This window comes from Comamonas halotolerans, from assembly GCF_030162935.1.
Lineage (GTDB): Bacteria > Pseudomonadota > Gammaproteobacteria > Burkholderiales > Burkholderiaceae_C > Comamonas > Comamonas halotolerans.
The window spans coordinates 403031-426096 of record NZ_JASAUZ010000012.1; the positions used below are offsets into that span (position 1 = coordinate 403031).

The window sequence follows — 23066 nt, forward strand, 5'->3', positions numbered from 1 at the left end:
TTAGCGCGGATTGGTGAGCTTGTCCCCCACCTGGGCACCGCGGCGAACGTCCATGATCAGCGCGTAAGACACGCGGTCAAAGCAACGGAAGACCATGGCCAAACCGTTTTCTTCATCAGGCAGTTGCACGGTGGGGCGCTCTGGATCGGTTCTGTCCTTGATCTTTTGCCCCTTGGTGATCAAAGAAAGAATCATGCCAGGTGCAACACCATCTTGACGGCCTTTGTTGATAGCCACGACTTGGTGTTGGGTGGCATATTGCACAGCGGTGCTGCCATAAATGGAGACAACGTGTGCGGTGAGTTCGCCTTGTGGAGCGTGCGGTACAAAGTTGACGTATTCGCGGGGCGGTTCAGGCAGCAGCCGGTCGCCGGCGAGCAGCTCCTCGTTGGTCCGAGTGATAGAGATGGTCGCGGGCAGGTAAGTGGGTGAGGTACTTTCCGCTGTGGCTTCCTGTGGTGTCTCACCGTGTTCCAGCTGTGCGCGTCCGACATATTGCGCTTCGTAGCCCAAGACTTCGCGGGTGATCGGATCACGCAGCGGTACAGCTTGGCGGAAGATGCGATATGCGGTGGTTGCACCATGCTCATGCAACAAGGGTGCTTCAGCAGGGCCACGCACATAGGCTCGATCTCCCGGGGAGTGCATCATGCGCTCATCGTCGCCTGCAATGATGCGTGGGGCACTGGCCAGGGTGTCGCTGTCGACCACCAAAGGTTCGCTCATGAACGCTTCGATGATGTGCATTTGCAAAGTTGGCAATGCCATGTCGGACAGGCTTTCACTGCGTACACGCGGTGATAGTTTGATAGTGCCGCCGTCGCCATTGCGTGAGGTGGTCAGGTGTGCGTAGCCACCAGATTTTTCCAGATAGAGAATCTGGCCTGGGTAGATCAGGTGGGGGTTGGCAATGGCTTGCAGATTCATGCCCCACAGCTCGGGCCAGCGCCAAGGCTGTTGCAGGAATAAACCAGAAATGCGCCATAACGTGTCCCCACGTTGCACGGTATAGCTATCAGGGGCGCTGGGGCTCAGGGCTGAAAGTGGCACACCTTGTTGGGCTACTTGTTGTGCGGTGACTCGCTGTCCTTGTGTGACAGGAAAGGTCTGGGCTTGCGCCACACTGATGGCACCGCACAGCACGGCTCCCATCGTCAAGACACAAGTAGTGGCATTTCCCTTCATGTTTTTCCCTCTCTGGTCACGGCTTGATGTGCCGTTTTGTGTAGATAAATCTCGATGATTCTGATTCCATGGCCTTGGTAGGGCAATGCGTATGCGCAACTTGCGCTGCGTCAAACGTGGAAAGTGGCGAAAATAGAGACATATTTTCAAAAATCTGCCATGGCCTTACTTCCTATTCTTTGCTTTCCTGATCCTCGCCTGCACAAGGTGGCCAAGCCTGTGGAACAGGTGGATGACCGTATCCGTACGCAGATCGAGGATATGTTCGAGACCATGTATGACGCTCAAGGCATTGGTTTGGCAGCTACCCAAGTGGACTTCCATGAGCGCCTGATCGTCATTGATGTTTCGCAAGATCGTGACCAAAAGTTGGTATTGATCAACCCTGAACTGCTGTGGGCCAGCGATGAAAAGCAGGTTGGCGAAGAAGGGTGCTTGTCTGTTCCCGGTATTTACGATGGGGTAGAGCGCTCAACTTCGGTCAAGGTGCGCGCATTGGATGAGAACGGTCACTCCCGCGAGATTGAAGCTGAAGGCTTGCTCGCGGTATGTATCCAGCACGAAATGGATCATTTGATGGGCAAGGTGTTCGTTGAATACCTTTCCCCCCTGAAACGCAACCGCATCAAAACCAAGATGGTCAAGATGCAAAAGGCACGCTAATGCGAGCCGGCCCAGTGATCACAGGATGGTGGCGCTGGGCGCTGGCAGCCGTTTGCGCTGCCACGCTGAGCGCATGTGCAGTACCTGAGTGGCAAAAGCCGGGCACATCAGCACAGCAGGTTGCCCAGGATATGGGGGCGCCTCATGTGCGCGTACAGCTGCCAGACGGCGGCGTGCGCTGGATATACAGCCGCCAGCCTGCGGGTCAGCAGGTTTATCACATGGTGTTTGATGTGCAGCAGCGCCTTCAGCATGTTGAACAAGTGCTGAAAGAGGCGCACTTTTACGCTTTGAAGCCTGGCGTGGATAATCGTGAAAGCGTTTTCAACTACTTTGGCAAGCCTGCGCTGGTGGAGCACGTGGCCAACTTCAAGGGCGATATCTGGACCTACCGGCTCTACGAAAATGGCATCGACCGGCAAGCACATGTCTTTGTCGATCCGCAGGGGGTGGTGCAGCGCGTGATGCTGATGGATGAAATGCGCAACGATGAAGATCGACGCAACTAACGATAGATAGCGGCATTGCTCTGCCACGGTGCAGTTGACGCACGGCAATCAGCGCCCTGCCACAGTAGTTTTCTCCTGGATGGAACGCATGAAAGTAATTTTTGCTGGCACGCCCGACTTTGCGCGTGTGGCCTTGGAGCGTCTGCTCAATGCGGGTTTTGAGGTGCCCCTGGTGTTGACGCAGCCTGACCGTCCTGCTGGGCGCGGGATGAAGCTGCAGGCCTCCCCTGTCAAGCAGTGTGCGCTGGCGCATGGCATACGCGTAGAGCAACCATTGAGTTTGCGTTTGGACGGGAAATATCCTGAGGATGCAGCCACCGCACGCCAGGCCTTGCTCGACGCCAAGGGCGATGTCATGGTGGTCGCGGCCTATGGCTTGATCCTGCCGCAGTGGGTGCTGGATCTGCCGCCCAAAGGCTGCTTGAATATTCACGGTTCGTTGCTGCCGCGCTGGCGTGGCGCAGCGCCCATTCACCGGGCGATTGAAGCGGGAGATGCAGAAACTGGCATCACCATCATGCAGATGGATATCGGCCTGGATACCGGCGATATGTGTCTGGTGGAGCGCTTGCCGATCAGTAGTACAGACACCACAGGCAGCCTGCACGACAAACTGGCGGACTTGGGTGGCCGACTGATTGTGGAGGCGCTGGAGATGAGTGCCTGTGGTGGCTTGACGCGAACGCCTCAGCCGACTGAAGGCGTGACTTACGCGCACAAAATCGAAAAAGCAGAAAGCTGGATGGACTGGACTTTGTCGGCGCTGGAGCTGGACCGCCGCTTGCGGGCCTTCAACCCATTCCCTGGTGGAGCTACGCAGTTGGGTCACGAAGTTATCAAACTGTGGGCCGCTGCACCGGAGGCTTATGCAGGGGCAGCACAGCCTGGCACTGTGTTGTCCGCAGGCGCAGATGGTGTTGTCGTTGCATGTGGCAATGGTGCCTTGCGGCTGACGCAGTTACAGCGTGCGGGTGGCAAACGTCTGGCCGCAGCAGACTTTTTGCGTGGCTTTGAATTGCCGATCGGGGCTTTGCTGAGCTCTCCAGATGCTATCTAGATCATGAGCACCCGTGCTTTGCAGCGCCGTGCCGTAGGCATTGCACAAGATCCAGCTTTCAAGCAAGGCATTCATGCTGTGCTGGCGACCATGCTTGGCATCGGCGCGTGGGGCTTGGTCACGGGTGTGGCCATGGTCAAGGCAGGGATGTCACTACCACTGGCGATCTTTATGTCGCTCATCGTGTATGCAGGCAGTGCCCAGCTGGCAATCCTGCCGCTGCTCGTGGTGGGCGCTCCCATGTGGGTGGTGTGGTTTACTGCCACCTGCGTCAATTTGCGCTTTGTGATTTTGAGCAGCATGTGGCGCCATTACTTTGGGCATTTGCGGCTGGCGCACCGGCTGACGCTGGGTTACTTTAGCGGCGACATCATCTTTGTGGCTTTCGCGCAGCGCTACCCTACGCCGGAGAAAAAGCCCGAGCAGTTACCGTTTTTCTGGGGAGCCGCCACTGCCAACTGGGTGTTTTGGCAGGTTGCATCGATTGCAGGCATTTTGCTGGCGAATGTGATTCCGCTGGAGTGGGGCTTGGGCTTTGCTGGGGTGCTGGCTTTGCTGGGTGTGCTGTATTCCATGCTCAAAGAAAAAGCGACATGGGTGGCATGTCTGGTGGCATGCGGTGCCGCCATTGCCACGTTCGCACTGCCGCTCAAGATGAATATCCTGGTTGCGATTGCTGCGGCAGTGACTGCAGGTTTGCTGATGGAGGCGGCAGAGCGTCGCGTGGCACGCTTGCGGCCTGCACCTGCCATTCGGCCACCAGACCCTCAGAAAGGCGAAAAACACCCCGTGCTGCCTTTGCCTGAGCGTGTCAGTGATAAGGAACACTCATGAACGAGGCGCTGTCAGGCATCTGGCCATGGGTCGCAACGCTGGGTTTGGCGGTGGTGACCCTGGTGACACGTGCCTTTTTCATGATTCCCAAGCGGGAAGTTCCCATGCCCGAATGGTTCAAGCGCGGGCTGAAATATGCGCCTTTGGCTGCTTTGGCGGCGGTGATCGCTCCAGAGTTGCTGATGAGTGATGGTGCCTTGATCACTTCCCTGGCCGATGCCCGCTTGCCAGCGGCACTGTGTGCGACTTTGTACTTTTTTTTCCAAAGGGGCATTTTGGGCACCATCTTGGTGGGCATGGCCGTATATCTGCCACTGCACATTGGCCTGGGCTGGTAGAGCGCTGCGGCGAGGCAGCTCCGGGATATCAGCCGGTCAGCGATGTTCGGGTAGTGCGGACAAGCTGTGACAGCGTCTTACTATTTGTTTTCTGTGGCCCGCTCCGCGTAGCGTGTAAAACGCAAGGCGGTGCCTTCTTCGTTGATGCGCCGCCATACCGCGCGCTTGGCAAATGGGGTCATGCCGAGCCACTGCTGCACTTCTTCAAAGCTGCGTCCGCAGCCTTTGCACAGACTGTCCCCCTGGCTTGTTGAGCAAATGGCAATACACGGCGTGTCAGGCTGGGTGTCATACCAGTCCAGCCAAGCTTGCAAGGCTGGGTCCGGCAGCGACTGCGGAGTGATTTCGGTGGCGCGGCGCACGATCATTGAGGCATAGACCTCGGCCAATGCTCTGGTGGGGTCAGGCAACGCCATGTTGGCTGCAGGCGGGCTGCGTAAGCGCCAGTAGTTGATGGCAGCCTCTAGATCAGTGATATGAATGTGCTCCATGTTGTACCAAGGGTACTACGCGATAGTGGGCAAGACTGAGGCAGTACATCCGCATAATCCACATGCACATTTGTGCGCAAAGCAGCGCGACTTGTGTTTAAATTGCCCCCTTCAAAGGGGAGTAGCTCCCCGCCGGGCCGCGCAATTCGGCCGCTACCCGGCGGATTGGCAGGTCGTCAATACGAAACCACGGTTTCCGGCTTGTCAGGTGGGATCCATCAGGATCTTGCGGGCAAGACCTTTGGGCGACTGATTACAAATGGTCTCCCAAAGAAGCTCCCATAGTGAGCAGGCCTTGCCCTGTATCGCGAAAGACTTCTCCCCGGTGAACATGCGTAAAGTATCTGCTGGATGTGTAAAAACGCATCTGTAGTTTTCAACTGAGGTTTTATATGGATTTGGATTTCCTGACCCATGCCCCATTCTGGATTGCTTTGGGGCAAATCATCATCATCGATATCTTGTTGGGTGGCGATAACGCGGTCGTGATCGCGCTGGCTTGCCGCAAGCTGCCACCTGAGCAGCGCCGCAAGGGCATCATCTACGGTACAGCCGGTGCCATCGTGCTGCGTGTGATCCTGATCGCTTTTGCCATGGTTCTGTTGGCGCTGCCCGCCTTGAAGCTGGTGGGGGCTTTGCTGCTGGTGTGGATTGGTATCAAGCTGATCGCCCCGGATGAAGAAAGCCATGACAACATCCAAGGCAGCGACAAGCTGCTGGCTGCGATCAAGACCATCATCGTGGCAGACTTGGTCATGTCGGTGGACAACGTGATTGCGATTGCTGGAGCCGCCCAGAGTTCGGGCGAGCACCAGATGCTGCTCATCGTGTTGGGCCTGTTGATTTCCATCCCGATCATCGTGTGGGGCTCGCAGCTGGTCATCAAGCTGATGGAACGCTACCCCATGATCATAGTGGCGGGCGGCATGTTGCTGGGCTGGATTGCTGGCGGTATGCTGGTGACCGATCCGTTGTTCGTGAACCCTGATAAGTGGACATGGGCGCCCAAGCTGCTGGCTGCTGACGAGAAGGGTATGGCCATTTTCAACGCTTCCATGCCTATTTACTGGGTGGCTCATGTGGGTGGCGCCTTGCTGGTGTTGGTGCTGGGCAAGATGGTCGCAGCCAAGAAGGCGAAGTCTGAAACTGCCCACTAAAAGTACATTGGCGCTTTAGGTGCGCTAATACCAGGCCCTGCTGTTGGCATTGCAACGGAACCAAGTGTTTTCTTGCGAGTCCCAGCAGGGCTTTTTACTGAGAAGTCATTCTTTAATTTCTTTGTTTGCCAAGGAAGATGCCGTGGATACCATCATCGCGTACGTAGACGATGCCGAATACGCCCAACTGTTGTTGGAGACTGCGGTGAAAGCGCCACAAGCTTCGCGTTCGCACTGGATATTGGTCGGGTGCGCACCCCGTATCACCCATCGCGTGAGCAGGTTTGTAAGCAATCGTTCTCGTGAAAACTGGCGCAACAAATGGGCGGAGCGCCTGTTTCAGGAGTGTGTGCCAGTCCTTGATGCACATGGCGTGAAGGTCAGTACCGTGCTGGCTCGTGGCCCATTGCCAGAACTGCTGGAAGCGTTGCATGCTGAACACGGCGTGCAAACGCAGCTGATCGACATGCGCCGCCCCAAGATGCATGAGGGCGTAGCGCCCAAGCCCAGCATTTCCATGGCCCCTATGCGCAAGTTGGCAGGAACGTTGACAGGCGTAGGAGCGCTGTGGACGGTGCTGGTAGGTGAAACGCTGGCGGCTTGAAAATCCCGTAGCTTGTTTGTGATGACTTGCGAAGGGCCCCAATGGGGCCCTTTTTTCTTTGGTTACACACATTGCTTTCGTATGCCTGTGTCCCGTCATCCTGCTATGCTGGGCAGTATGAAACTAATGCTTAAATGGCTGCTCAGTGCGGCTGCACTGTTGCTGGTAGCTGCGGTATTCAGCGGTGTTCAGGTTCAAAGCTTTGGCTCTGCACTGTTGGCTGTGATTGTTATCAGCTTGCTCAATACTCTGGTCCGCCCACTGCTGGTTCTGCTGACGTTGCCAGTGACACTGGTCACTGTGGGATTGTTCCTGTTTGTGATCAATGGCCTGATGCTCTGGGCGGCTTCGGGATTGCTGGGCGGGTTGCATGTGACCGGTTTTTGGGCAGCAGTCTGGGGGGCCATCCTTTATTCACTGCTCGGTATGGTCATCGAGTCACTTCTCGCGCGCCTGTTCCCTTAGCAAATCTTCCACGCTGCGCAAGCGCGTGTCGATGATAGAGGCTTCAATGTGGTCGCCTTGGCCGCGGCGTGCTAGGTCTTGAGCTGCTTTGAAGCGGTCTACTGCCGCAGCGTAATCGTAATGCGCGACGTGGGCTTCCGCTTCTGCACGCACTGCGCGCAGGCTCTGATTCTGGGCTTGCCAGGCCTGAGAGAGCAAGCGCCAGGCCGTGGCATCTTGCGGGTGCTCAACCACCCAGGATTGCAGGCGGTCCGATACTTTGTTCGGTTGCCCGATGCCCAGCAGCGCCTGGCTCCCCAAGATCAAAGTGGGGCGCTTCACCACACCGCGCAAATCCGTATCTTCCAGCAAATGCCATGCCGCTGTGGGTTGTCTGGCGGCCAGCTCTATTTCAGCGCCCAGCCATTGAACCTGCTGCTTGGCTGCTGCATCGCCTGTGGCTTGGACGTGCGCGTGCAGCTGGCTCCATAGCCCCCGTGCCTGGGACACATTTTTCAGCTCCAGCTGGCTCAAGGCTGCCACATACAACTGGGCGGCTTGCTCTCTGGCATCGCGTTGCGCAAACTCACTCATCTGGGGCAACTGGATCCATTGGCGCAATTTGTCTGTACCTGGGCGGCTGAGCACGCGTGCACGGCCCGCCATCATGGCGTGCTCCATGGTGGAGGTTGGGGGCTTGCCCTGGTCATGCGGGACACGGGTTTGCATATCAGCGATGCGCTCGGTGGTCAGTGGGTGGCTGCGCAAGTAAGGCCAGCTTCCGTTGTCGTTCAAGCGGCTGGCATGCTGCAGCTTCTCAAACATGCTGACTGCGCCCTGTGGCGCAAAGCCCGCAGGGGCCAGCAAGCTATAGCCAATACGGTCAGCCTCGCGCTCCATGCTGCGAGAAAAGCTCAACTGGTTTTGAATGGCGGCGGCCTGGCCGCCCACAATCATGGCATTGGCTGCATCAGGATGCTTGCTGGCTGCCAAAGCGCCCAACACCATGCCCGCAATAAGGAAGGGTAGATTTTTCTTTTCTTCACCAAACATGCGTGCAATGTGACGCTGCGTGACGTGGGTGAGTTCGTGCGCGAGCACGGTGGCTAGCTCATCACGGCTCGAAACCACACCAATCAGCCCCAGGTGAACTCCCAGATAGCCACCGGGCAGGGCAAAGGCGTTGATGCTTTTGTCGCGCCCCAGCAGGACTTGCCAGGCAAAACGCTCTTCCAGCTCCGCAGACAGGTCTCCACGCGCTTTGGCTGCTTGTACCAGCGGGTGCCAGATACCCATTACGTAGGCATGTAGCTGTGGATCGTCGATGAAGTCGGGGTCGCGATACAGCGATCGAATGATGCGGTCGCCAAGGCGGCGTTCCTCACTGGTGGTCATCTCTGCACCGTCACCCATATTGGGCAGCGCGACTTGCGCCTGGGCGGGTGTCAGCTGCCACAGCGGCGCGCTCAAGGCCAGCGCCAACAAACTGTTGCGTAGTACAGGGGCAGTCAAGCGGGTAAAAGCAGAAGTCATGGGCACAAGCAAAAGGCACAAGGCCATCTGAGGCAAGAACAGACTCTTATGATGCCTGCATTGCGCCAGTGTTCCCAGCTTTACACGCTTGTAATGCCAGCAAGAATGCACTGGCGGCCTTTTGAGTCTGATGAATTGAAACCACCATGAACGATAAGCAGCTTCCCAATGACGGTCTTACCCACTTTGACGCACATGGCCAAGCGCATATGGTGGATGTGGGCGCTAAACAGCCGACACACCGCATTGCTGTAGCGGAGGGCAAGATTGTGATGCTGCCCGCAACGCTGGAGATCATACAGAAAGGCACAGCCAAAAAAGGCGACGTGCTGGGCATTGCACGCATTGCCGGCATCATGGCTGCCAAGCAAACCAGCAATCTGATCCCCCTGTGCCACCCTTTGGCACTGACGCGCGTAGCGGTCGATTTCGAATTACTGGCGCAAGAAAATGCCGTGCGCTGCGAAGCCACCGTCGAGCTGCACGGCAAAACCGGCGTGGAGATGGAAGCGCTGACTGCCGTGCAAATTGCCTTGCTCACGGTATATGACATGTGCAAGGCGGTGGACAAAGGAATGGCGATAGAGGGTGTGCGCGTGCTGGAGAAGCATGGAGGCAAGTCGGGGAGTTTTATTGCAATCTGCTAGCCTACTGAAAGCCTTCGACAGCGACATTGCCAACAATATTGGCTTGTGTATCCAGTAGCACGATCCAGGTATCGACCTGGAGGCTAGATACGAGAGGTAGATAAAAAGTTGTTTGTAAGGTGCGCTGGGTTTTTTGAAGTTCTGTCTCTATCAACTGGCGATCCTGAGCTGATACGCGCTGGAACAGACTTTGTAGATTGTGCATACGCTTGATAACTTGCGGCCGACTGAGTTCGTAGTCTTGCCACCATGCAGGGCGAGTACTGGGCTCAATACCTCGAATGGATAGCTCAATGCTGCGCAGCTTTTCATCAGCGTCTAAAGGGATGCGTGTGCCTAATAAATTGGGCCCCTTCCAAGGCAGGGTTTGGTATTCTTGTGGTGCGAGCGGCAATTTTTTTTTCTCTATTTGTGAAGCCATTACCAGCACAAAACGGTCCACTTCAAATACTAGTGCAATAGGTCGGGCATTGGCGATGGTGTACATGCCGTAAGTCAACATTCCCAATTGGATTAGTGCAACGAGACTAAAGTCCAGCCAAAGCTCTTTTTTTGCTTTTTTGGGGTTGGCCAATATGACCGTGAGTAAGGGGCCACAAGCTATATTGACGAGGAAAAAAATTATAAATAGCTGAGGTGTCTGAACAAGTCGTTGGTAAGGGGCTGGAATCCAGTAGCAGAGTGTTACCCAAACAATGGATAAAAGAATCGCAGAAAGTAAAGCAACATGAATGCCCAATGCTTTCAGTGCAAAGTTAAAGCGATTTCTTGGAAGAGACATAAGAGCAAAGAACAGAGGAGCGGAAATTAAAAAGGATCCCAAAGAAGGGATCCTTTTGGTCAATTAATTACAACAGACGTGTTTAATTAACGGCACTGCGCAGGCGCAAAACGCGCAGGAACGGTGCCTGCTGTAGTAATGGTGATACCGTCCGCTACTGCTGTGGTGTTGGCATCAGATGAACAACCCCAATCCAAGGTGCCAAGTCGGCCGTTAGTCACAGCATCAAGGGCAGTCTCTCCAACACCGTTGCCTTCACCTGAACGAACCCAGGGTGTCAAAGTGAGGGTGTTGGTGGCAGCAGTAAGGCCTACAACATCTTCCTCATAGGTGATGGTAATTACTGGGTTTTCTGTCTGTACAGCTGGATCGGCATCAGCTGCAGGTGCACCTGCAAACTGAATGGAGGTGACGAACTTAGAGCTTGCACCCACGTCGCCAGCCTGCGCGTTCCACTCGGATGTCGCACGACCCATATCACGCAAAGAGCCCATGCCCTCAGTGGCGAGTTTGAGTTTGGCGGTTTCCACCAAGCTGAGGCCTTCAGAAATACGTGTGCGCACGGTGTAATCCTGATAAGCAGGCAAAGCCACCGCAGCCAAAATACCGATGATTGCCACCACAATCATCAACTCAATCAGGGTAAAACCCTTTTGCATCGTACGCTTCATAAAAAGCTCCTAGTGAAGAAAAACAAAGTACGCGCTATAAGCAGCAAATGCTGTGCCAGCACTTTTAAGAGGTAAAAACGTGAAAGTTTGTCATCTCTACTCAGAATCTAACAATATGCGTCAGATGAGAATTGATTCAGATCATTTGGATTACTTTTTTGTCATTTGTGGATGAAAGTATTCGGTGCTTAGAGTTTCTAGTATTTTAATAAATGGTTTTGAATTTTGACTCAAATCATTTGGATTGAATTTGAAAGCTGGTTTGATATCACTGAATTGAGAGTGTTTGATTAGAAGCAAAAAAGCCAGCCCTGAAAGGGCTGGCTTTTTTGAAGAATACGATCTGCTTGGCCCAGATCGTGGCAGCGAGGCTTTAGGCCTTCTTGAGCAGGCCTTGCAGCAGGCGGCCCATTTCAGAAGGGTTGCGGGTAATGGTGAAACCGCACTCTTCCATGATGGCCAGCTTGGCATCGGCTGTGTCAGCACCACCTGAGATCAAGGCGCCGGCGTGGCCCATGCGCTTGCCGGGAGGCGCGGTCACGCCAGCGATGAAGCCCACGATAGGCTTCTTCATATTGGCCTTGCACCACTGAGCGGCTTCTGCTTCGTCGGGGCCGCCGATTTCACCAATCATGATGACAGCGTCGGTGTCTGGATCGTCGTTGAATGCCTTCATCACGTCGATGTGCTTCAGGCCGTTGATGGGGTCACCACCAATGCCGACAGCAGAAGACTGGCCAATGCCCAGTTCTGTCAACTGTGCCACGGCTTCGTACGTCAGGGTGCCGGAGCGCGAAACCACGCCCACGCGGCCCTTCTTGTGAATGTGACCGGGCATGATGCCAATCTTGATTTCGTCAGGCGTGATCAGGCCGGGGCAGTTGGGGCCCAGCAGCAGGGTCTTCTTGCCGCCAGCGGCTTCCTTGGCCTTCATCTTGTTGCGCACTTCCAGCATGTCGCGCACTGGAATGCCTTCGGTGATGCAGATGGCCAGATCCAGATCGGCTTCCACGGCTTCCCAGATGGCGGCAGCAGCGCCTGCTGGTGGCACATAGATCACGGAAACGGTGGCGCCAGTGTCTTTGGCAGCGTCCTTGACGGAGCCATAGATTGGGATGTCAAAAATGCGCTCGCCCGCCTTCTTGGGGTTCACGCCTGCCACGAAGCAGTTCTTGCCATTTGCGTATTCCTGGCACTTTTCAGTGTGGAATTGGCCAGTCTTACCAGTAATGCCCTGGGTGATGACTTTGGTGTCTTTGTTGATAAAGATCGACATGTGTGTATCTCCGGGGGCGTATTACTTAACGGCAGCAACGATCTTGGTCGCGGCTTCAGCCATGGTGTCGGCAGCGATGATGGGCAGACCGGAATCCTTGAGGATTTGCTTGCCCAGCTCTTCGTTGGTGCCCTTCATGCGCACCACCAGTGGCACGGACAGGTTCACGGCCTTGCAAGCGGTGACCACGCCGGTGGCGATGGTGTCGCACTTCATGATGCCGCCGAAGATGTTGACCAGGATGCCCTTGACTTCAGGGTTCTTGAGCATGATCTTGAAGGCTTCGGTGACCTTCTCGGCTGTGGCGCCACCACCCACGTCCAGGAAGTTGGCTGGCTCGCCGCCGAACAGCTTGATGGTGTCCATAGTCGCCATGGCCAGGCCAGCGCCGTTCACCAGGCAGCCGATATTGCCGTCCAGCGAGATGTAGGCCAGATCAAACTTGGATGCTTCGATTTCAGCAGCGTCTTCTTCGTCCAGGTCGCGGAAAGCCACGATCTCGGGATGACGGAACAGAGCGTTGGAGTCGAAGTTGAACTTTGCGTCCAGGGCCATCAGGTCGCCCTTGGAGTCGCAGTTCAGGGGGTTGATTTCCACCAGTGATGCATCGGTGTCCATGTAGCACTTGTAGATCTTGGCGAAGATGTCTACGGCTTGGTCAATGGACTTGCCTTCCAGGCCGATGGCTGCTGCCACCTTGCGCGATTGCGCTTCGGTGATGCCGGTCAGCGGGTCGATCATCTCGGTGATGATCTTCTCGGGGGTGGAATGGGCCACTTCTTCAATGTCCATACCGCCTTCGCTGGAGGCGATCAAGGCCACCTTTTGCGTAGCGCGGTCGGTCACCAGCGACACATACAACTCGTTCTTGATGTCGGCGCCATCTTCGATGTACAGACGACGAACTTTCTGGCCTTCAGGGCCAGTCTGGTGGGTCACCAGTTGCATGCCGAGGATTTGCTCGGCCAGTGTTTTCACGTCTTCGATGGTCTTAGCCACCTTCACGCCGCCGCCCTTGCCGCGGCCACCAGCATGGATTTGCGCCTTCACCACCCAGACTGGGCCGCCAAGCTTTTGCGCTGCCTCTACAGCTTCCTGGACGGTGAATGCCGGAATGCCACGGGGTACTGGCACACCGAATTGACGCAAGATTTCCTTGCCTTGGTATTCATGAATCTTCATGAGTCTTGTCTCTCTGAAACGGAGGGAGAAATGCCCGTTTTCCTGCTGCCTAAACATGCGGAGCCGGGCTCGTATGACATGGCAATCAAAGAATGTACCATGCTGCATTGCAACGAAAAAGTGCTTTGTTAAGTGGGATCTACGTATATTTATACGTAGGTGGGAAGCAGGAAAGGCAAGTAGGACGTCAATGAGGTATGCGGGTTTACCCCTAAAAAAGAGGCGCAAAACTTTCTTTTTTTCCACGCTGTTCAATAGCAGCGAAAATCCATTTTTTTGATGGAGCCGCGCAAGCGGTACAGATGCGCCAAGGAGCGCGGGAGCGTTGAGATGTCCAAAGTCTTTATTGATGGCGAAGCCGGCACCACGGGTCTGCAGATTCGTGACCGCTTGCAGGGTATGGCTGGTGTTGAACTGATCAGCATTGCGCCCGAGATGCGCAAAGATCCCGCTGCCAAGCGTGCCCTGATTGCAGAGGTGGATCTGGTGATTCTGTGTCTGCACGACGATGCCGCCAAGGAGACTGCGGCCATGGTGGACAGCATCACGGCAGAAACTGGCCGTGCCATCAAGATCATCGATGCTTCTACGGCGCATCGTGTGGCATCAGGCTGGGTATATGGCTTCCCTGAACTGTGCGCGAGGCAGCTGGATGCCGTGAAGAACGCTACGCGTGTCTCCAATCCTGGTTGTTACGCTACTGGCGCGATTGCCTTGCTGCGCCCGCTGGTAGATGCGGGCTTGCTGCCCGCGGACTATCCTGTGGCTTTGCCATCGGTGTCGGGATATACCGGCGGTGGCCGCGCCATGATTGAGGCTTACGAAGCCGACAACAGCAGTGCTGCTCCATATGAAGCTTATGGCCTGGGCTTGGCGCACAAGCACATCCCGGAAATTTTGCAGTACAGCGGCATGACGCGCCGCCCTGTGTTCATACCTGCGGTGGGTAACTACGCCCAGGGCATGCTGGTGCAACTGCCTCTGCATCTGGACCTGTTGCCGGGGGCTCCCAAGGCGCAGGACCTGCACGATGCGCTGGCCAGTCACTATGCCAAGACCAATACGCCCGCGCAGTGGGTGAAGGTGCTGCCACCTACCGAAGACAACAAGCTGGCAGCTGATACCTTGGCGAACACCAATAATCTGGAATTGCGCGTATTTGCCAATGAGCAGCACCGACAAGCCGTTTTGATTGCTCGCCTAGACAATCTGGGCAAGGGCGCCAGCGGGGCCGCCGTGCAAAATCTGCAACTGATGCTGGACCTGTAAGCAGCCCTGGCTGCACAGTCCATTGCAAAACAGCCGCCATGCGCGGCTGTTTTGCTGTGTGCATTGAAAATAGCGTGCGTAATAGACGGTAAAGATACTGGAGACAAATCGACCATGTGCGATACCGCGCCTACGGCGAAGCGCGATCTTGCTGCCCCGGTCCCCAGGACAGATAGCAGCGTGTTGTGGTCTGATGCCCGGTTGCAGGGTTATCGTCCATGGATGCTGTGTATGAAGAGTTTTACATGGTTGCGCAGGGCTTGCTGGCCTTGCACGGATGAGACTATGGCTGATGCGCTCCGCCTTTGCGGCGCATGCGCAAAGCCACTTTCACCTGGAAGATGAATGGATGCGCTCAATCAGCTTTCCTCCGCGTGTCTGTCATATTGGTGAGCAGGCCCCGTTGCTTGAATCGGTGGAAGAGGTGACCGAGCTGGTGGCAAGGCAAGGCTGGCGCTTTACTGGTGCAAGATCGGGGGCACGGACTGTTGGCCTGGTTCCATGGGCGTACGATTATCAGGATTGCGCTTTGGTGGCATGGATGACTAAAACATCCATGGGTGGCAAGCCCATCGTTTTGCGATGCAATGTGACTGGTCAATGACCGGCGCAGCTGCAGTTGCTGGAATTCTCAAGGCTCCGCGGGGATTTGGTGCCAATGCGCTCTAAAGTCCTTGCAAAGCCAGCTCATAAAGCCTGAGCTGCTCCGTTTTTGATATTGATGATTGCTATTACATGACTTCTTTTGCAACACCCGTGGCTAAAGACGCGGCCAGTGTGCGTCGTGCCACTGTGGTTGGCCTTGTGGCTGTGCTGTGCTGGAGCTGCACGGTCGGGCTGATACGTTCTGTCGCCGAAGGCCTGGGGGCACTTGGCGGCGCGGCGGTACTCTATACCGTCAGCGCGATCTTGGTCTTGCTGGTCAACGGAGTTCCCGGGCGAGCGCAACTGCGCAGCGTCTCACGGGTGTATCTGGTGGTGTGTGGGCTGCTGTTTGCGCTGTATGAAATCTGTTTGTCAGTGGCAATTGGTCTGGCTCATGACCGCCCCCAGTCCATGGAGCTGGGCATGATCAATTACCTCTGGCCCTGCTTGACGATTGTGCTGGCCGTGGTTTGCCGCCAGCAGCATGCGCGTTGGTGGCTGTGGCCTGGTGCAGCCCTGTGTTTGTGGGGCTTGGTTCTGGTGGTGGGAGAAGGCGCACAGGCTTCTGAGGTGCCGTGGTGGCAAAGCTTTGCAGCGCATGTGGCGGCCAATCCTATTGCCTATACCCTGGCTTTTGGCGCAGCCTTGATGTGGCCCACCTATTCGGTGCTGGCGCGCATCCACGGAGGTGGTTTCAACGGGGTTGGATTGTTCATGCTCCTGACGGCAGCCTTGCTGTGGTTGCAGTGGCTCATTCTGGATACCGTGGCTATGCAGTGGAGCTGGAGTGTTGCCGGGCAAGTGCTGTCAGTGGGGGCATTAACCGCGCTGGGCTACGGTTGCTGGGAACACGGCATTCAGCGCGGCAATTTGGCAGTGCTAGCTGCAGGTTCCTATTTCACCCCTGTGCTTTCGGCACTGTGGGCCAGTGTGTGGCTGGCGGTGCAACCTGGTTTGCCGTTTTGGCAGGGCGCAGTGTTGATTACCGGTGGCTCGCTGGTGTGCTGGTGGGCAACGCGTGGGCGTTAAAGCGAAGCAAGTCACCGCAGATTCTGTATCACCATGCAACCAAACATCAGGTGAGGTTCAAGCCACCGTCAGAGAGCAAAATTTCGCCCGTCAAATAATCTGAGGCCACGAGCATGGAGACAGCCTGGGCAATGTCTTGCGGCTTGGCTGCACGGCGCATGGGCGAATGTTCTCGCCAAAGCTTTTGTGTCTGCGTCCAGTCAGCTGTCAGAGGGGTATCAACAAGCCCCGGGGCGACGGCGTTGACACGGATATCTGGAGCCAGCGCACGCGCGAGCAAGCGGGTGGTATGGTTGACGCGGCCTTGCTGGCAGCGTAAGGAATTGAAGCCCCTTTGGGCCGCACACCAGCATGTGAGCTGATATTGATGATGCAAGCTGGTTTGCCACGCGCCACCGCCTGGAGCAAGGCAGGGCGCGCTTCGGCGGCTAGACGAAATGGCGCCACAACATTCACTTCATGCATGGAGTGCCAGATCTCTGGTGTGGCCGCCATGAGATCGTCATGGGCAATGACATGGCTGATGCCTGCATTGTTGACAAGTACATCCAGGCGTCCCCAGATGGCAACAGCTTCGTGAATTAATCGAACACGCTCGGCGTCGATGGACAGGTCCGCCTGAAGGTAGGCTGCTGTACCCATTGCTTGTGCCATCGTCCTGCCTGCAGCAACGGAACTGCGCGAATGCAAGATCACGGCGTAGCCATCTTGGGAAAGCCGGTGTGCAATGGCTTGACCAATGCCTGACGTAGAGCCTGTGACCAAGGCCACGGGGAGTGAGGAATGCATGGGAGGACAGGTGTGGGCGGTGCTACAGCCCTGCATTATGAGAGGCTCAGCGTGTGCACTCTGTCTCTTAAGCCCGTGAGCATCACGCCTGATGCGTTGTGGTTTCGCATCTCTTCTCAGCTGCAAATCTTGGCTTTGTCGCCGGTGTTGTCGACGCCAAGGAGGTGCTATTCCTGCGGAGCCTGACCGCGCAGCACTTTGTTCACTATGTCGCCGCCAAAGCCGCGGCTGGCGAGAAAGCGCATCTGCTTCATGCGCTCTTGCGGTGTGCTGGCTACGGTGCCAAATTTTCGCTGCCACACATCCCACGCACGTGCGTGCTCGGTTTCTTTGAGTTGTTCGGCTGCAGCATGCAGGGTTTCGTCATCCAGTCCTTTGCTGCGTAGCTCGTGCATCACGCGGGCATTGCCCAGCTTGCTGCTGCGGCGGTAGAGCACCGATTGCGCGACACGCTCGGAGTTGATGAAGCCCTTGGCCTCCAGCGCATCGAGCACTGCGGATAAATCCTCGCCTTCCTCTACGTGGGATGAGAGCTTGCGTTCCAGTTCCAGGCGCGAGTGTTCACGCTGTGAGAGGTATTTGAGCGCACGGCCTGTGAGCGAAATTTTGTCGAATCCCATGGTGCGTGTTCTCCAAAAAAATAGCTGCTAGCGCCTGGATCAAAGCGCTAGCAGCTGGTTCTTTGAGGGGATCAGCCGATCACGCCATCTTCGTCAGGGGCGTTCTTGTCGGCTTTCTTGCCTTTGCCGGGCTTGGCTGCAGCCTCGCTTTCGGCCACAGGGATCAGGCTGATGCCCAGGCTCTCACGCACCTTGTTTTCGATTTCAACGGCCAGCGCGGGGTTCTCTTTCAGGAATTCACGGGCATTGTCGCGGCCTTGGCCAATCTTTTCGCCGTTATAGGCATACCAGGCTCCCGATTTGTCCAGCAGCTTGGCGTCCACGGCCATGTCCAGAATTTCACCTTCGCGGCTGATGCCTTCGCCAAAAAGGATGTCGAACTCCGCCGTCTTGAAGGGGGGCGAAACTTTGTTTTTGACCACCTTGACCTTGGTTTCGTTACCGATAGCGTTGTCCCCCTTCTTGATCGTGCCGGTGCGACGAATGTCCAGACGCACGGATGCGTAGAACTTCAGGGCGTTACCGCCGGTAGTGGTTTCGGGGGAGCCGAACATGACGCCAATCTTCATACGGATCTGGTTGATGAAGATGACGGTGCAGTTGGTCTTCTTGATGGTGGCTGTCAGCTTGCGCAGTGCCTGGGACATCAGGCGCGCTTGCAGGCCGGGCAGGTTATCGCCCATCTCGCCTTCGATTTCTGCCTTGGGGACCAAAGCGGCCACCGAGTCGATGACGATCAGATCCACGGCCCCAGAGCGCACCAGGCTGTCCACAATTTCGAGCGCCTGCTCGCCGGTATCGGGCTGGCTGATCAGTACCTCGTTGAGGTTGACGCCCAGTTTTTGGGCATAGCTGGTGTCCAGTGCGTGTTCGGCGTCGATAAAGGCGCAGGTGCCACCGATTTTTTGCATTTCTGCAACCACCTGCAGTGTCAGTGTGGTTTTGCCGGATGACTCAGGGCCATAGATTTCGATGACACGGCCACGGGGCAGACCACCCACGCCCAAGGCTACGTCCAGGCCCAGAGAACCGGTGGACACCACCTGGATGTCTTCCACGGCTTCGCCTTCGCCCAGTTTCATGATGGTGCCCTTGCCAAACTGTTTTTCAATTTGTGCGAGTGCTGCAGCCAGTGCTTTGGCTTTTTCACTGTTGGCGTCGGTGTTGCGGGCGATGGCGTTCATGGCGGTTTCCTTGAAGAAAAATGAGGGTGGACTTCACAAGTGCACCCCCTGTACTTGTCTACAGGCTGGATGCTTGAACAGTAGTGTATGGTCTTTTTGAAAAATATATAGTCAAGTTGTTTGACTATTCTTTAAACTGACTTTATCTATGAAGGCTGTAACTACACCGCTTGATGAAGCATGGCGGCAAACACACTTTGGCCGTTTGCTGGGCCACGCCATGCGCAAGTTTGATGCGCGTGTACGCAGCCTGATGGCGCAAGACGACGAAACACCGTTGGCACTTTCCAACCTGGCAGCACGAGACAAGGTGGGAGCGGCGCACATACACATCACTAGGCATTTGTCGCTGGACGGTGACCGCATCACGGATTTGGCCGCACGTGCCAGCATGAGCAAGCAGGCCATGCTTGATCTTGTGGATCAGTGTGAGGCTTGGGGATTGGTCAGGCGTGAGGCGGATCCGCATGATCGGCGGGCCAAGCGCGTGCAATACACCGACGCCGGGCGCGAGTGGCACTGGGCATTTCAGCGTGCGGTGCAGCAGGCGGAGGCAGAGTTTGTGGAGGCAGTGGGCGAAGACATTGCCACAGTGGTACGCATTGGTCTGGAGGCCTACGGCAGCGATGCAGGGGATATCGCTTGACTCTGATCAAGCAATGCGGGTGCTGCACCGCAGCACCCGCGTAAATACCTGTAGGGCGGTGGGGGAGCGGCTCCTAGAATGAATCTGACAAGTGGTGTCCATGCCCTATGCACATGGCCTTGAGTAGAGTCTGGTGCGGCAAAGCAAGCTACGGCGATGTGCATGGGGAAAAGTGGTTGGTAGTGATGAATGGGCACCAGCCTGAATTGACATGGACGCTGCAGCCTGCGACAGAGATCGCGGCGCAGCAAGGAGACAAGCGATGCGCATCCTCATTGCAGAAGACGATCAAGTATTGGCCGATGGCCTGTTGCGCAGCCTGCGCGGCGCTGGCGCGGTCGTGGACCATGTGGCCAGCGGTATTGAGGCCGATACGGCGTTGGTGACCAACAATCAGTTTGATTTGCTGATTCTGGATCTGGGCCTGCCACGCATGCACGGGCTGGAAGTGCTCAAACGTATGCGAGGGCGCGGCGACGCCTTGCCGGTTCTGATCTTGACGGCCGCTGACAGCGTCGACGAGCGTGTTCAGGGGCTGGACTTCGGTGCGGATGATTACATGGCCAAGCCCTTCAGTCTGCAAGAGCTTGAGGCGCGTGTGCGCGCATTGACGCGCCGTGGCATGGGCGGTGCCACCAGCACCATCAAGCATGGTCCCTTGATTTACGATCAGGCTGGCCGCGTGGCCACCATTGACGGCAAGATGGTGGAGCTGTCTGCACGTGAGCTGGGTTTGCTGGAAGTTCTGCTGCAGCGTGTCGGGCGCCTGGTCAGCAAGGACCAGCTGGTGGAGCGCCTGTGCGAGTGGGGCGAAGAGGTGAGTAACAACGCCATTGAGGTGTACATCCATCGCTTGCGCAAAAAGATTGAACGTGGCCCGATTCGTATTGCCACGGTGCGTGGGCTGGGCTACTGTCTCGAAAAGATCCAGACTGAATAATCCGAAGCTAGGGCGTTTGTTTCGTCGGCGCTCAATTGCGACAGCCATGGGCCAAGAGCCAGCAACGTGAAAATTTTCCAGCGAGAACAGCGATCCTTGTTCGGAGAAATTCTGGACTGGATGCTCACGCCCTTGCTGTTGCTGTGGCCGGTGAGTCTGGCGCTGACTTGGCTGGTGGCGCAGTCGCTGGCCAACAAGCCATTTGATCGTGCGCTGGAGTACAACGTGCACGCCCTGGCGCAGCTGATCATGGTGGAGCCGGACGGGCGGATTCAGTTCAACTTGCCCCAGCCAGCTTCAGAAATCCTGCGCGCTGATGAGTCCGACATGGTGTTCTATCAGGTGCGTGACCCCAAAGGCAACTTTGTGGCTGGAGACCGTGATTTTCCGCCAGCTTACTTGAGCGATGAGAGCATGTCAGGCGTGGTTGTGCTGCGCGATGACGAGTTGCGTGGCATTGATATTCGCGTGGCGTCCATGTGGTTGCGCTTGCCGTTATCGAACAAAGACGCCATGGCTTTGGTACAGGTGGCGGAAACGCGTGAAAAACGCAGTGTTCTGGCGGCGGAAATCATCAAGGGGGTGATGCTGCCTCAGTTTGTCATCCTGCCGCTGGCGGTGCTGCTGGTATGGCTGGCGCTGGCGCGGGGTATCAAGCCACTGAGCCGGCTGGAAGAGCGTATCCGTGCGCGAAAACCAGAGGATTTATCGCCATTGAATCACCGTGGCGTGCCCATGGAAGTGGTGCCGTTGGTGGATGCGGTGAATGATTTGCTGCGCCGCCTGAATGAATCGCTGGCCACGCAAAAACGTTTTTTGGCTGATGCGGCGCACCAGCTCAAAACACCTTTGGCGGGTCTGCGCATGCAGGCCGATCTGGCGCAGCGCGAAGGTACAAGTACCCATGAGCTCAAGCGCTCGCTGGAGCAAATAGGTCGCTCCAGCATACGTGCCACGCATACCGTGAATCAGCTTTTGTCATTGGCGCGCGCTGAAGGTGCAGGCTCAGGGCTGCAACGGGCACCTTGCGATCTTGCAGCCTTGGTGATTGAGGTCATGCAGGACTTGTTGCCGCTGGCTATGGAACGCCATGTGGATATGGGCTATGAGGGTGCGGAGTCCGGCGACGCGGGCGTATGGTTGCAGGGCAATGCCACCTTGCTCAAAGAGATGATTCGCAATCTACTGAGCAACGCCATCAACTACAGCCCATCCAGCCCTGAAATGCCTGCTGTGGTGACTGCACGCGTACTTCCTGATGTGTTCGCGCGTGTAGTGTTGCTGCAGGTGGAAGATACAGGTCCTGGAGTGCCTAAGGAAGAGCGCGATCTGGTGTTCCAGCCGTTTTATCGTGCGTTGGGCTCCGAAGCGGATGGCTCCGGTCTAGGCCTGCCGATCGTGCAGGAGATTGCGCGGCAGCACGATGCAGAAGTATTGCTTGACGATGCGCAACCACAACGCCAGCCGCCAGGTGCTTTGTTCACGGTGCGCTTTCGTGCGATGCGCTCCACGCCACCGTCTTGAGTTTGCGACGATGCAGGAGTGTCCGTTCACTGAAGCGAATGGGCGTTAATCACTGATGCTGGAGCGCAGCTTGCCGCGAAATTTTTGCTGGGTGGCCAGGCTGCTGGCGGTGGGCTCTTTATGTGGTCGCGCTTGTTGTAGCAGCCAATTGCGAAATGCAACCAGCGGTGCAATGTTGGCGCGTGACTCGGGGTAGCACAGCCAGTAGCCCAGGTTGCTAACCAGGCCATGATTGGGCAGGGCCTCGCTCACCAAGCCTTGAGCAATTTGTGCTTCCACCAGACAGCGCGGTACCAGAGCCACGCCCATGCCTGCCATCACTGCCTGAATAATGGTTTGGAACTGGTCAAATTGCAGTCCAGCCAGGGGGTCTAGATTGTGCACATCCCAGGCTTGGGCCCAAGTCATCCAGGCGTGAGGAATGGTCAGGTGGCGCAAGCGTGTGTACTGGGCCACGTCGCGTGGGCTGTTGATAGCAGGCCCACCAAAGCTGGGAGGGGGGGCAATCAGCACAACGTCCTGCCCATCCAGATAGTGGGCGCGTGCGCCGGGCCAGTGTCCTTCGCCAAACAGGATCGAGCAGTCCAGGCTTGGGCTTTCAAAATCATAGCCTTGCGCGTAGGGAACGAAGTGCAGAGTGACCTGCGGGTGCTGCTGCTGAAATTGTGGCAAGCGCGGAATCAACCAACTCGCGCCAAACGTAGGCAGGGTGGACAGGTGCAATGCGCCGCCGCCGTCCGTGCTGGTGATCAACTCCAGCGTGGCCGACTCCAGCTGTGAAAGCAGCGCACGCACGGCCTTTTCATACCGTTCGCCCGCTGGTGTGAGCGTGAGGCGCTTGCGGCTGCGCTCAAACAAATCCACGCCGACCCACTTCTCCAATTCCTGGATCTGCTTGCTTACCGCACTTTGTGTCAGGTGCAGGGCTTCGGCTGCGCGAGATACACCTCCGAACCGCGCAACCGTGGAGAAAGCGCGCAGCAAATGCACGGGCGGCGTCAGGCGGCGCAATGGAAGTAAGCTAGTAGGCACTGTTCGATATTCCTTG

General features: G+C 56.6%; 25 protein-coding genes and 1 pseudogene. 15 read left to right on the plus strand and 11 right to left on the minus strand.

Annotated elements, in window-relative coordinates; all coding sequences use genetic code 11:
* Positions 1-1185: a LysM peptidoglycan-binding domain-containing protein gene (locus tag QEP11_RS09115; protein ID WP_284336314.1), complete on the minus strand. Its 1185-nt coding sequence runs from the start codon at positions 1183-1185 to the stop codon at positions 1-3.
* 159 nt (positions 1186-1344) lie between these two features.
* Here QEP11_RS09115 and def point away from each other — a divergent pair, with 159 nt between their 5' ends.
* The 5 genes from def (at position 1345) to QEP11_RS09140 (ending at position 4586) form a co-directional block, all read left to right on the plus strand.
* Positions 1345-1848 (plus strand): peptide deformylase, encoded by a 504-nt coding sequence (gene def, locus QEP11_RS09120; RefSeq protein WP_284336315.1) that lies wholly within the window; start codon positions 1345-1347, stop codon positions 1846-1848.
* Positions 1848-2357: a hypothetical protein gene (locus QEP11_RS09125; protein ID WP_284336316.1), complete on the plus strand. Its 510-nt coding sequence runs from the start codon at positions 1848-1850 to the stop codon at positions 2355-2357. Before def ends, QEP11_RS09125 begins: the two co-directional genes overlap by 1 nt.
* Before the next feature lie 88 nt (positions 2358-2445).
* Positions 2446-3414 carry a methionyl-tRNA formyltransferase gene (gene fmt, locus QEP11_RS09130; protein WP_284336317.1) on the plus strand — a complete coding sequence of 323 codons (969 nt, stop codon included), beginning with the start codon at positions 2446-2448 and terminating at the stop codon, positions 3412-3414.
* A gap of 3 nt (positions 3415-3417) precedes the next feature.
* Entirely contained in the window at positions 3418-4248 is an 831-nt protein-coding gene (locus QEP11_RS09135) for an AzlC family ABC transporter permease (protein ID WP_284336318.1), read from the plus strand.
* Positions 4245-4586: an AzlD domain-containing protein gene (locus QEP11_RS09140; protein WP_284336319.1), complete on the plus strand. Its 342-nt coding sequence runs from the start codon at positions 4245-4247 to the stop codon at positions 4584-4586. The genes QEP11_RS09135 and QEP11_RS09140 overlap by 4 nt, the downstream gene beginning before the upstream one ends.
* 80 nt (positions 4587-4666) lie before the next feature.
* Here QEP11_RS09140 and QEP11_RS09145 read toward each other — a convergent pair whose 3' ends face one another.
* Positions 4667-5077, minus strand: a complete 411-nt coding sequence (locus tag QEP11_RS09145) for a DUF3717 domain-containing protein (protein WP_284336320.1) — start codon at positions 5075-5077, stop codon at positions 4667-4669.
* Positions 5078-5469: 392 nt separating this feature from the next.
* Here QEP11_RS09145 and QEP11_RS09150 point away from each other — a divergent pair, with 392 nt between their 5' ends.
* The 3 genes from QEP11_RS09150 to QEP11_RS09160 all read left to right on the plus strand — a co-directional run bounded on the left by QEP11_RS09150 (position 5470) and on the right by QEP11_RS09160 (position 7303).
* Positions 5470-6234, plus strand: coding sequence for a TerC family protein (locus QEP11_RS09150; RefSeq protein ID WP_284336321.1), 765 nt, complete (start codon positions 5470-5472; stop codon positions 6232-6234).
* Between the two features lie 142 nt (positions 6235-6376).
* Positions 6377-6838, plus strand: a complete 462-nt coding sequence (locus QEP11_RS09155; RefSeq protein WP_284336322.1) for a hypothetical protein — start codon at positions 6377-6379, stop codon at positions 6836-6838.
* Between the two features lie 117 nt (positions 6839-6955).
* Complete coding sequence (locus QEP11_RS09160) at positions 6956-7303, plus strand: phage holin family protein (protein WP_284336323.1); 348 nt, start codon at positions 6956-6958, stop codon at positions 7301-7303.
* Here the strand turns inward: QEP11_RS09160 and QEP11_RS09165 are convergent.
* The gene (locus QEP11_RS09165; protein WP_413788706.1) at positions 7277-8815 is read right to left on the minus strand and encodes a M48 family metalloprotease; all 1539 of its coding nucleotides are present in this window, start codon (positions 8813-8815) and stop codon (positions 7277-7279) included. The genes QEP11_RS09160 and QEP11_RS09165 overlap by 27 nt on opposite strands.
* A 146-nt stretch (positions 8816-8961) precedes the next feature.
* Here QEP11_RS09165 and moaC point away from each other — a divergent pair, with 146 nt between their 5' ends.
* Positions 8962-9462: a cyclic pyranopterin monophosphate synthase MoaC gene (moaC, locus tag QEP11_RS09170; RefSeq protein ID WP_284336324.1), complete on the plus strand. Its 501-nt coding sequence runs from the start codon at positions 8962-8964 to the stop codon at positions 9460-9462.
* A 1-nt stretch (position 9463) separates the two neighbouring features.
* Here the strand turns inward: moaC and QEP11_RS09175 are convergent, their stop codons facing one another.
* From QEP11_RS09175 to sucC, 4 genes are all read right to left on the minus strand, one after another.
* Positions 9464-10285 carry a hypothetical protein gene (locus tag QEP11_RS09175; RefSeq protein ID WP_284336325.1) on the minus strand — a complete coding sequence of 274 codons (822 nt, stop codon included), beginning with the start codon at positions 10283-10285 and terminating at the stop codon, positions 9464-9466.
* A 44-nt stretch (positions 10286-10329) separates the two neighbouring features.
* A complete protein-coding gene (locus QEP11_RS09180; protein WP_349816764.1) occupies positions 10330-10914 on the minus strand; it encodes a pilin in 585 nt (194 codons plus the stop codon).
* A 373-nt stretch (positions 10915-11287) separates the two neighbouring features.
* Complete coding sequence (gene sucD / locus QEP11_RS09190; RefSeq protein ID WP_284336326.1) at positions 11288-12190, minus strand: succinate--CoA ligase subunit alpha; 903 nt, start codon at positions 12188-12190, stop codon at positions 11288-11290.
* Between the two features lie 21 nt (positions 12191-12211).
* Positions 12212-13372: an ADP-forming succinate--CoA ligase subunit beta gene (gene sucC / locus QEP11_RS09195; RefSeq protein ID WP_284336327.1), complete on the minus strand. Its 1161-nt coding sequence runs from the start codon at positions 13370-13372 to the stop codon at positions 12212-12214.
* Positions 13373-13702: 330 nt separating this feature from the next.
* On the opposite strand from sucC, the gene argC reads away from it, so the two are divergent.
* From argC to yddG, 3 genes are all read left to right on the plus strand, one after another.
* Entirely contained in the window at positions 13703-14641 is a 939-nt protein-coding gene (gene argC / locus QEP11_RS09200) for an N-acetyl-gamma-glutamyl-phosphate reductase (RefSeq protein WP_284336328.1), read from the plus strand.
* A gap of 292 nt (positions 14642-14933) precedes the next feature.
* On the plus strand, positions 14934-15245 hold the full coding sequence (locus QEP11_RS09205) for a hemerythrin domain-containing protein (protein ID WP_284336329.1): 312 nt from the start codon (positions 14934-14936) through the stop codon (positions 15243-15245).
* A gap of 131 nt (positions 15246-15376) precedes the next feature.
* Positions 15377-16315 carry an aromatic amino acid DMT transporter YddG gene (yddG, locus tag QEP11_RS09210; protein WP_284336330.1) on the plus strand — a complete coding sequence of 313 codons (939 nt, stop codon included), beginning with the start codon at positions 15377-15379 and terminating at the stop codon, positions 16313-16315.
* A gap of 46 nt (positions 16316-16361) precedes the next feature.
* Here the strand turns inward: yddG and QEP11_RS09215 are convergent.
* The 3 genes and pseudogenes from QEP11_RS09215 to recA all read right to left on the minus strand — a co-directional run bounded on the left by QEP11_RS09215 (position 16362) and on the right by recA (position 18908).
* Positions 16362-17104 (minus strand): annotated as a pseudogene (locus QEP11_RS09215) (SDR family NAD(P)-dependent oxidoreductase).
* A gap of 167 nt (positions 17105-17271) precedes the next feature.
* Positions 17272-17724: a recombination regulator RecX gene (gene recX, locus QEP11_RS09220; RefSeq protein WP_284336331.1), complete on the minus strand. Its 453-nt coding sequence runs from the start codon at positions 17722-17724 to the stop codon at positions 17272-17274.
* 71 nt (positions 17725-17795) lie between these two features.
* Entirely contained in the window at positions 17796-18908 is a 1113-nt protein-coding gene (recA, locus tag QEP11_RS09225) for a recombinase RecA (protein WP_284336332.1), read from the minus strand.
* Between the two features lie 148 nt (positions 18909-19056).
* Here recA and QEP11_RS09230 point away from each other — a divergent pair, with 148 nt between their 5' ends.
* From QEP11_RS09230 to QEP11_RS09240, 3 genes are all read left to right on the plus strand, one after another.
* Positions 19057-19554 (plus strand): MarR family winged helix-turn-helix transcriptional regulator, encoded by a 498-nt coding sequence (locus QEP11_RS09230; RefSeq protein WP_284336333.1) that lies wholly within the window; start codon positions 19057-19059, stop codon positions 19552-19554.
* Between the two features lie 262 nt (positions 19555-19816).
* Positions 19817-20494, plus strand: a complete 678-nt coding sequence (locus QEP11_RS09235; protein ID WP_284336334.1) for a response regulator — start codon at positions 19817-19819, stop codon at positions 20492-20494.
* Positions 20495-20560: 66 nt separating this feature from the next.
* Positions 20561-22018, plus strand: coding sequence for a sensor histidine kinase (locus tag QEP11_RS09240; protein ID WP_284336335.1), 1458 nt, complete (start codon positions 20561-20563; stop codon positions 22016-22018).
* A gap of 45 nt (positions 22019-22063) precedes the next feature.
* Here the strand turns inward: QEP11_RS09240 and QEP11_RS09245 are convergent, their stop codons facing one another.
* Complete coding sequence (locus tag QEP11_RS09245) at positions 22064-23050, minus strand: LysR substrate-binding domain-containing protein (protein ID WP_284336336.1); 987 nt, start codon at positions 23048-23050, stop codon at positions 22064-22066.
* Positions 23051-23066: the final 16 nt, after the last annotated feature.

Bases quoted from the DNA above. Each gene is read 5' to 3' on its own strand.
- QEP11_RS09140 (WP_284336319.1), top strand. From the start codon at position 4,245: ATGAACGAGGCGCTGTCAGGCATCTGGCCATGGGTCGCAACGCTGGGT.
- QEP11_RS09205 (WP_284336329.1), top strand. From the start codon at position 14,934: ATGCGCTCCGCCTTTGCGGCGCATGCGCAAAGCCACTTTCACCTGGAA.
- QEP11_RS09135 (WP_284336318.1), top strand. From the start codon at position 3,418: ATGAGCACCCGTGCTTTGCAGCGCCGTGCCGTAGGCATTGCACAAGAT.
- QEP11_RS09235 (WP_284336334.1), top strand. From the start codon at position 19,817: ATGCGCATCCTCATTGCAGAAGACGATCAAGTATTGGCCGATGGCCTG.
- QEP11_RS09150 (WP_284336321.1), top strand. From the start codon at position 5,470: ATGGATTTGGATTTCCTGACCCATGCCCCATTCTGGATTGCTTTGGGG.
- QEP11_RS09180 (WP_349816764.1), bottom strand. From the start codon at position 10,914: ATGAAGCGTACGATGCAAAAGGGTTTTACCCTGATTGAGTTGATGATT.
- QEP11_RS09165 (WP_413788706.1), bottom strand. From the start codon at position 8,815: ATGACTTCTGCTTTTACCCGCTTGACTGCCCCTGTACTACGCAACAGT.
- def (WP_284336315.1), top strand. From the start codon at position 1,345: ATGGCCTTACTTCCTATTCTTTGCTTTCCTGATCCTCGCCTGCACAAG.
- sucC (WP_284336327.1), bottom strand. From the start codon at position 13,372: ATGAAGATTCATGAATACCAAGGCAAGGAAATCTTGCGTCAATTCGGT.
- QEP11_RS09230 (WP_284336333.1), top strand. From the start codon at position 19,057: ATGAAGGCTGTAACTACACCGCTTGATGAAGCATGGCGGCAAACACAC.
- moaC (WP_284336324.1), top strand. From the start codon at position 8,962: ATGAACGATAAGCAGCTTCCCAATGACGGTCTTACCCACTTTGACGCA.
- QEP11_RS09145 (WP_284336320.1), bottom strand. From the start codon at position 5,077: ATGGAGCACATTCATATCACTGATCTAGAGGCTGCCATCAACTACTGG.
- sucD (WP_284336326.1), bottom strand. From the start codon at position 12,190: ATGTCGATCTTTATCAACAAAGACACCAAAGTCATCACCCAGGGCATT.
- QEP11_RS09115 (WP_284336314.1), bottom strand. From the start codon at position 1,185: ATGAAGGGAAATGCCACTACTTGTGTCTTGACGATGGGAGCCGTGCTG.
- recX (WP_284336331.1), bottom strand. From the start codon at position 17,724: ATGGGATTCGACAAAATTTCGCTCACAGGCCGTGCGCTCAAATACCTC.
- QEP11_RS09125 (WP_284336316.1), top strand. From the start codon at position 1,848: ATGCGAGCCGGCCCAGTGATCACAGGATGGTGGCGCTGGGCGCTGGCA.
- fmt (WP_284336317.1), top strand. From the start codon at position 2,446: ATGAAAGTAATTTTTGCTGGCACGCCCGACTTTGCGCGTGTGGCCTTG.
- argC (WP_284336328.1), top strand. From the start codon at position 13,703: ATGTCCAAAGTCTTTATTGATGGCGAAGCCGGCACCACGGGTCTGCAG.
- yddG (WP_284336330.1), top strand. From the start codon at position 15,377: ATGACTTCTTTTGCAACACCCGTGGCTAAAGACGCGGCCAGTGTGCGT.
- recA (WP_284336332.1), bottom strand. From the start codon at position 18,908: ATGAACGCCATCGCCCGCAACACCGACGCCAACAGTGAAAAAGCCAAA.
- QEP11_RS09160 (WP_284336323.1), top strand. From the start codon at position 6,956: ATGAAACTAATGCTTAAATGGCTGCTCAGTGCGGCTGCACTGTTGCTG.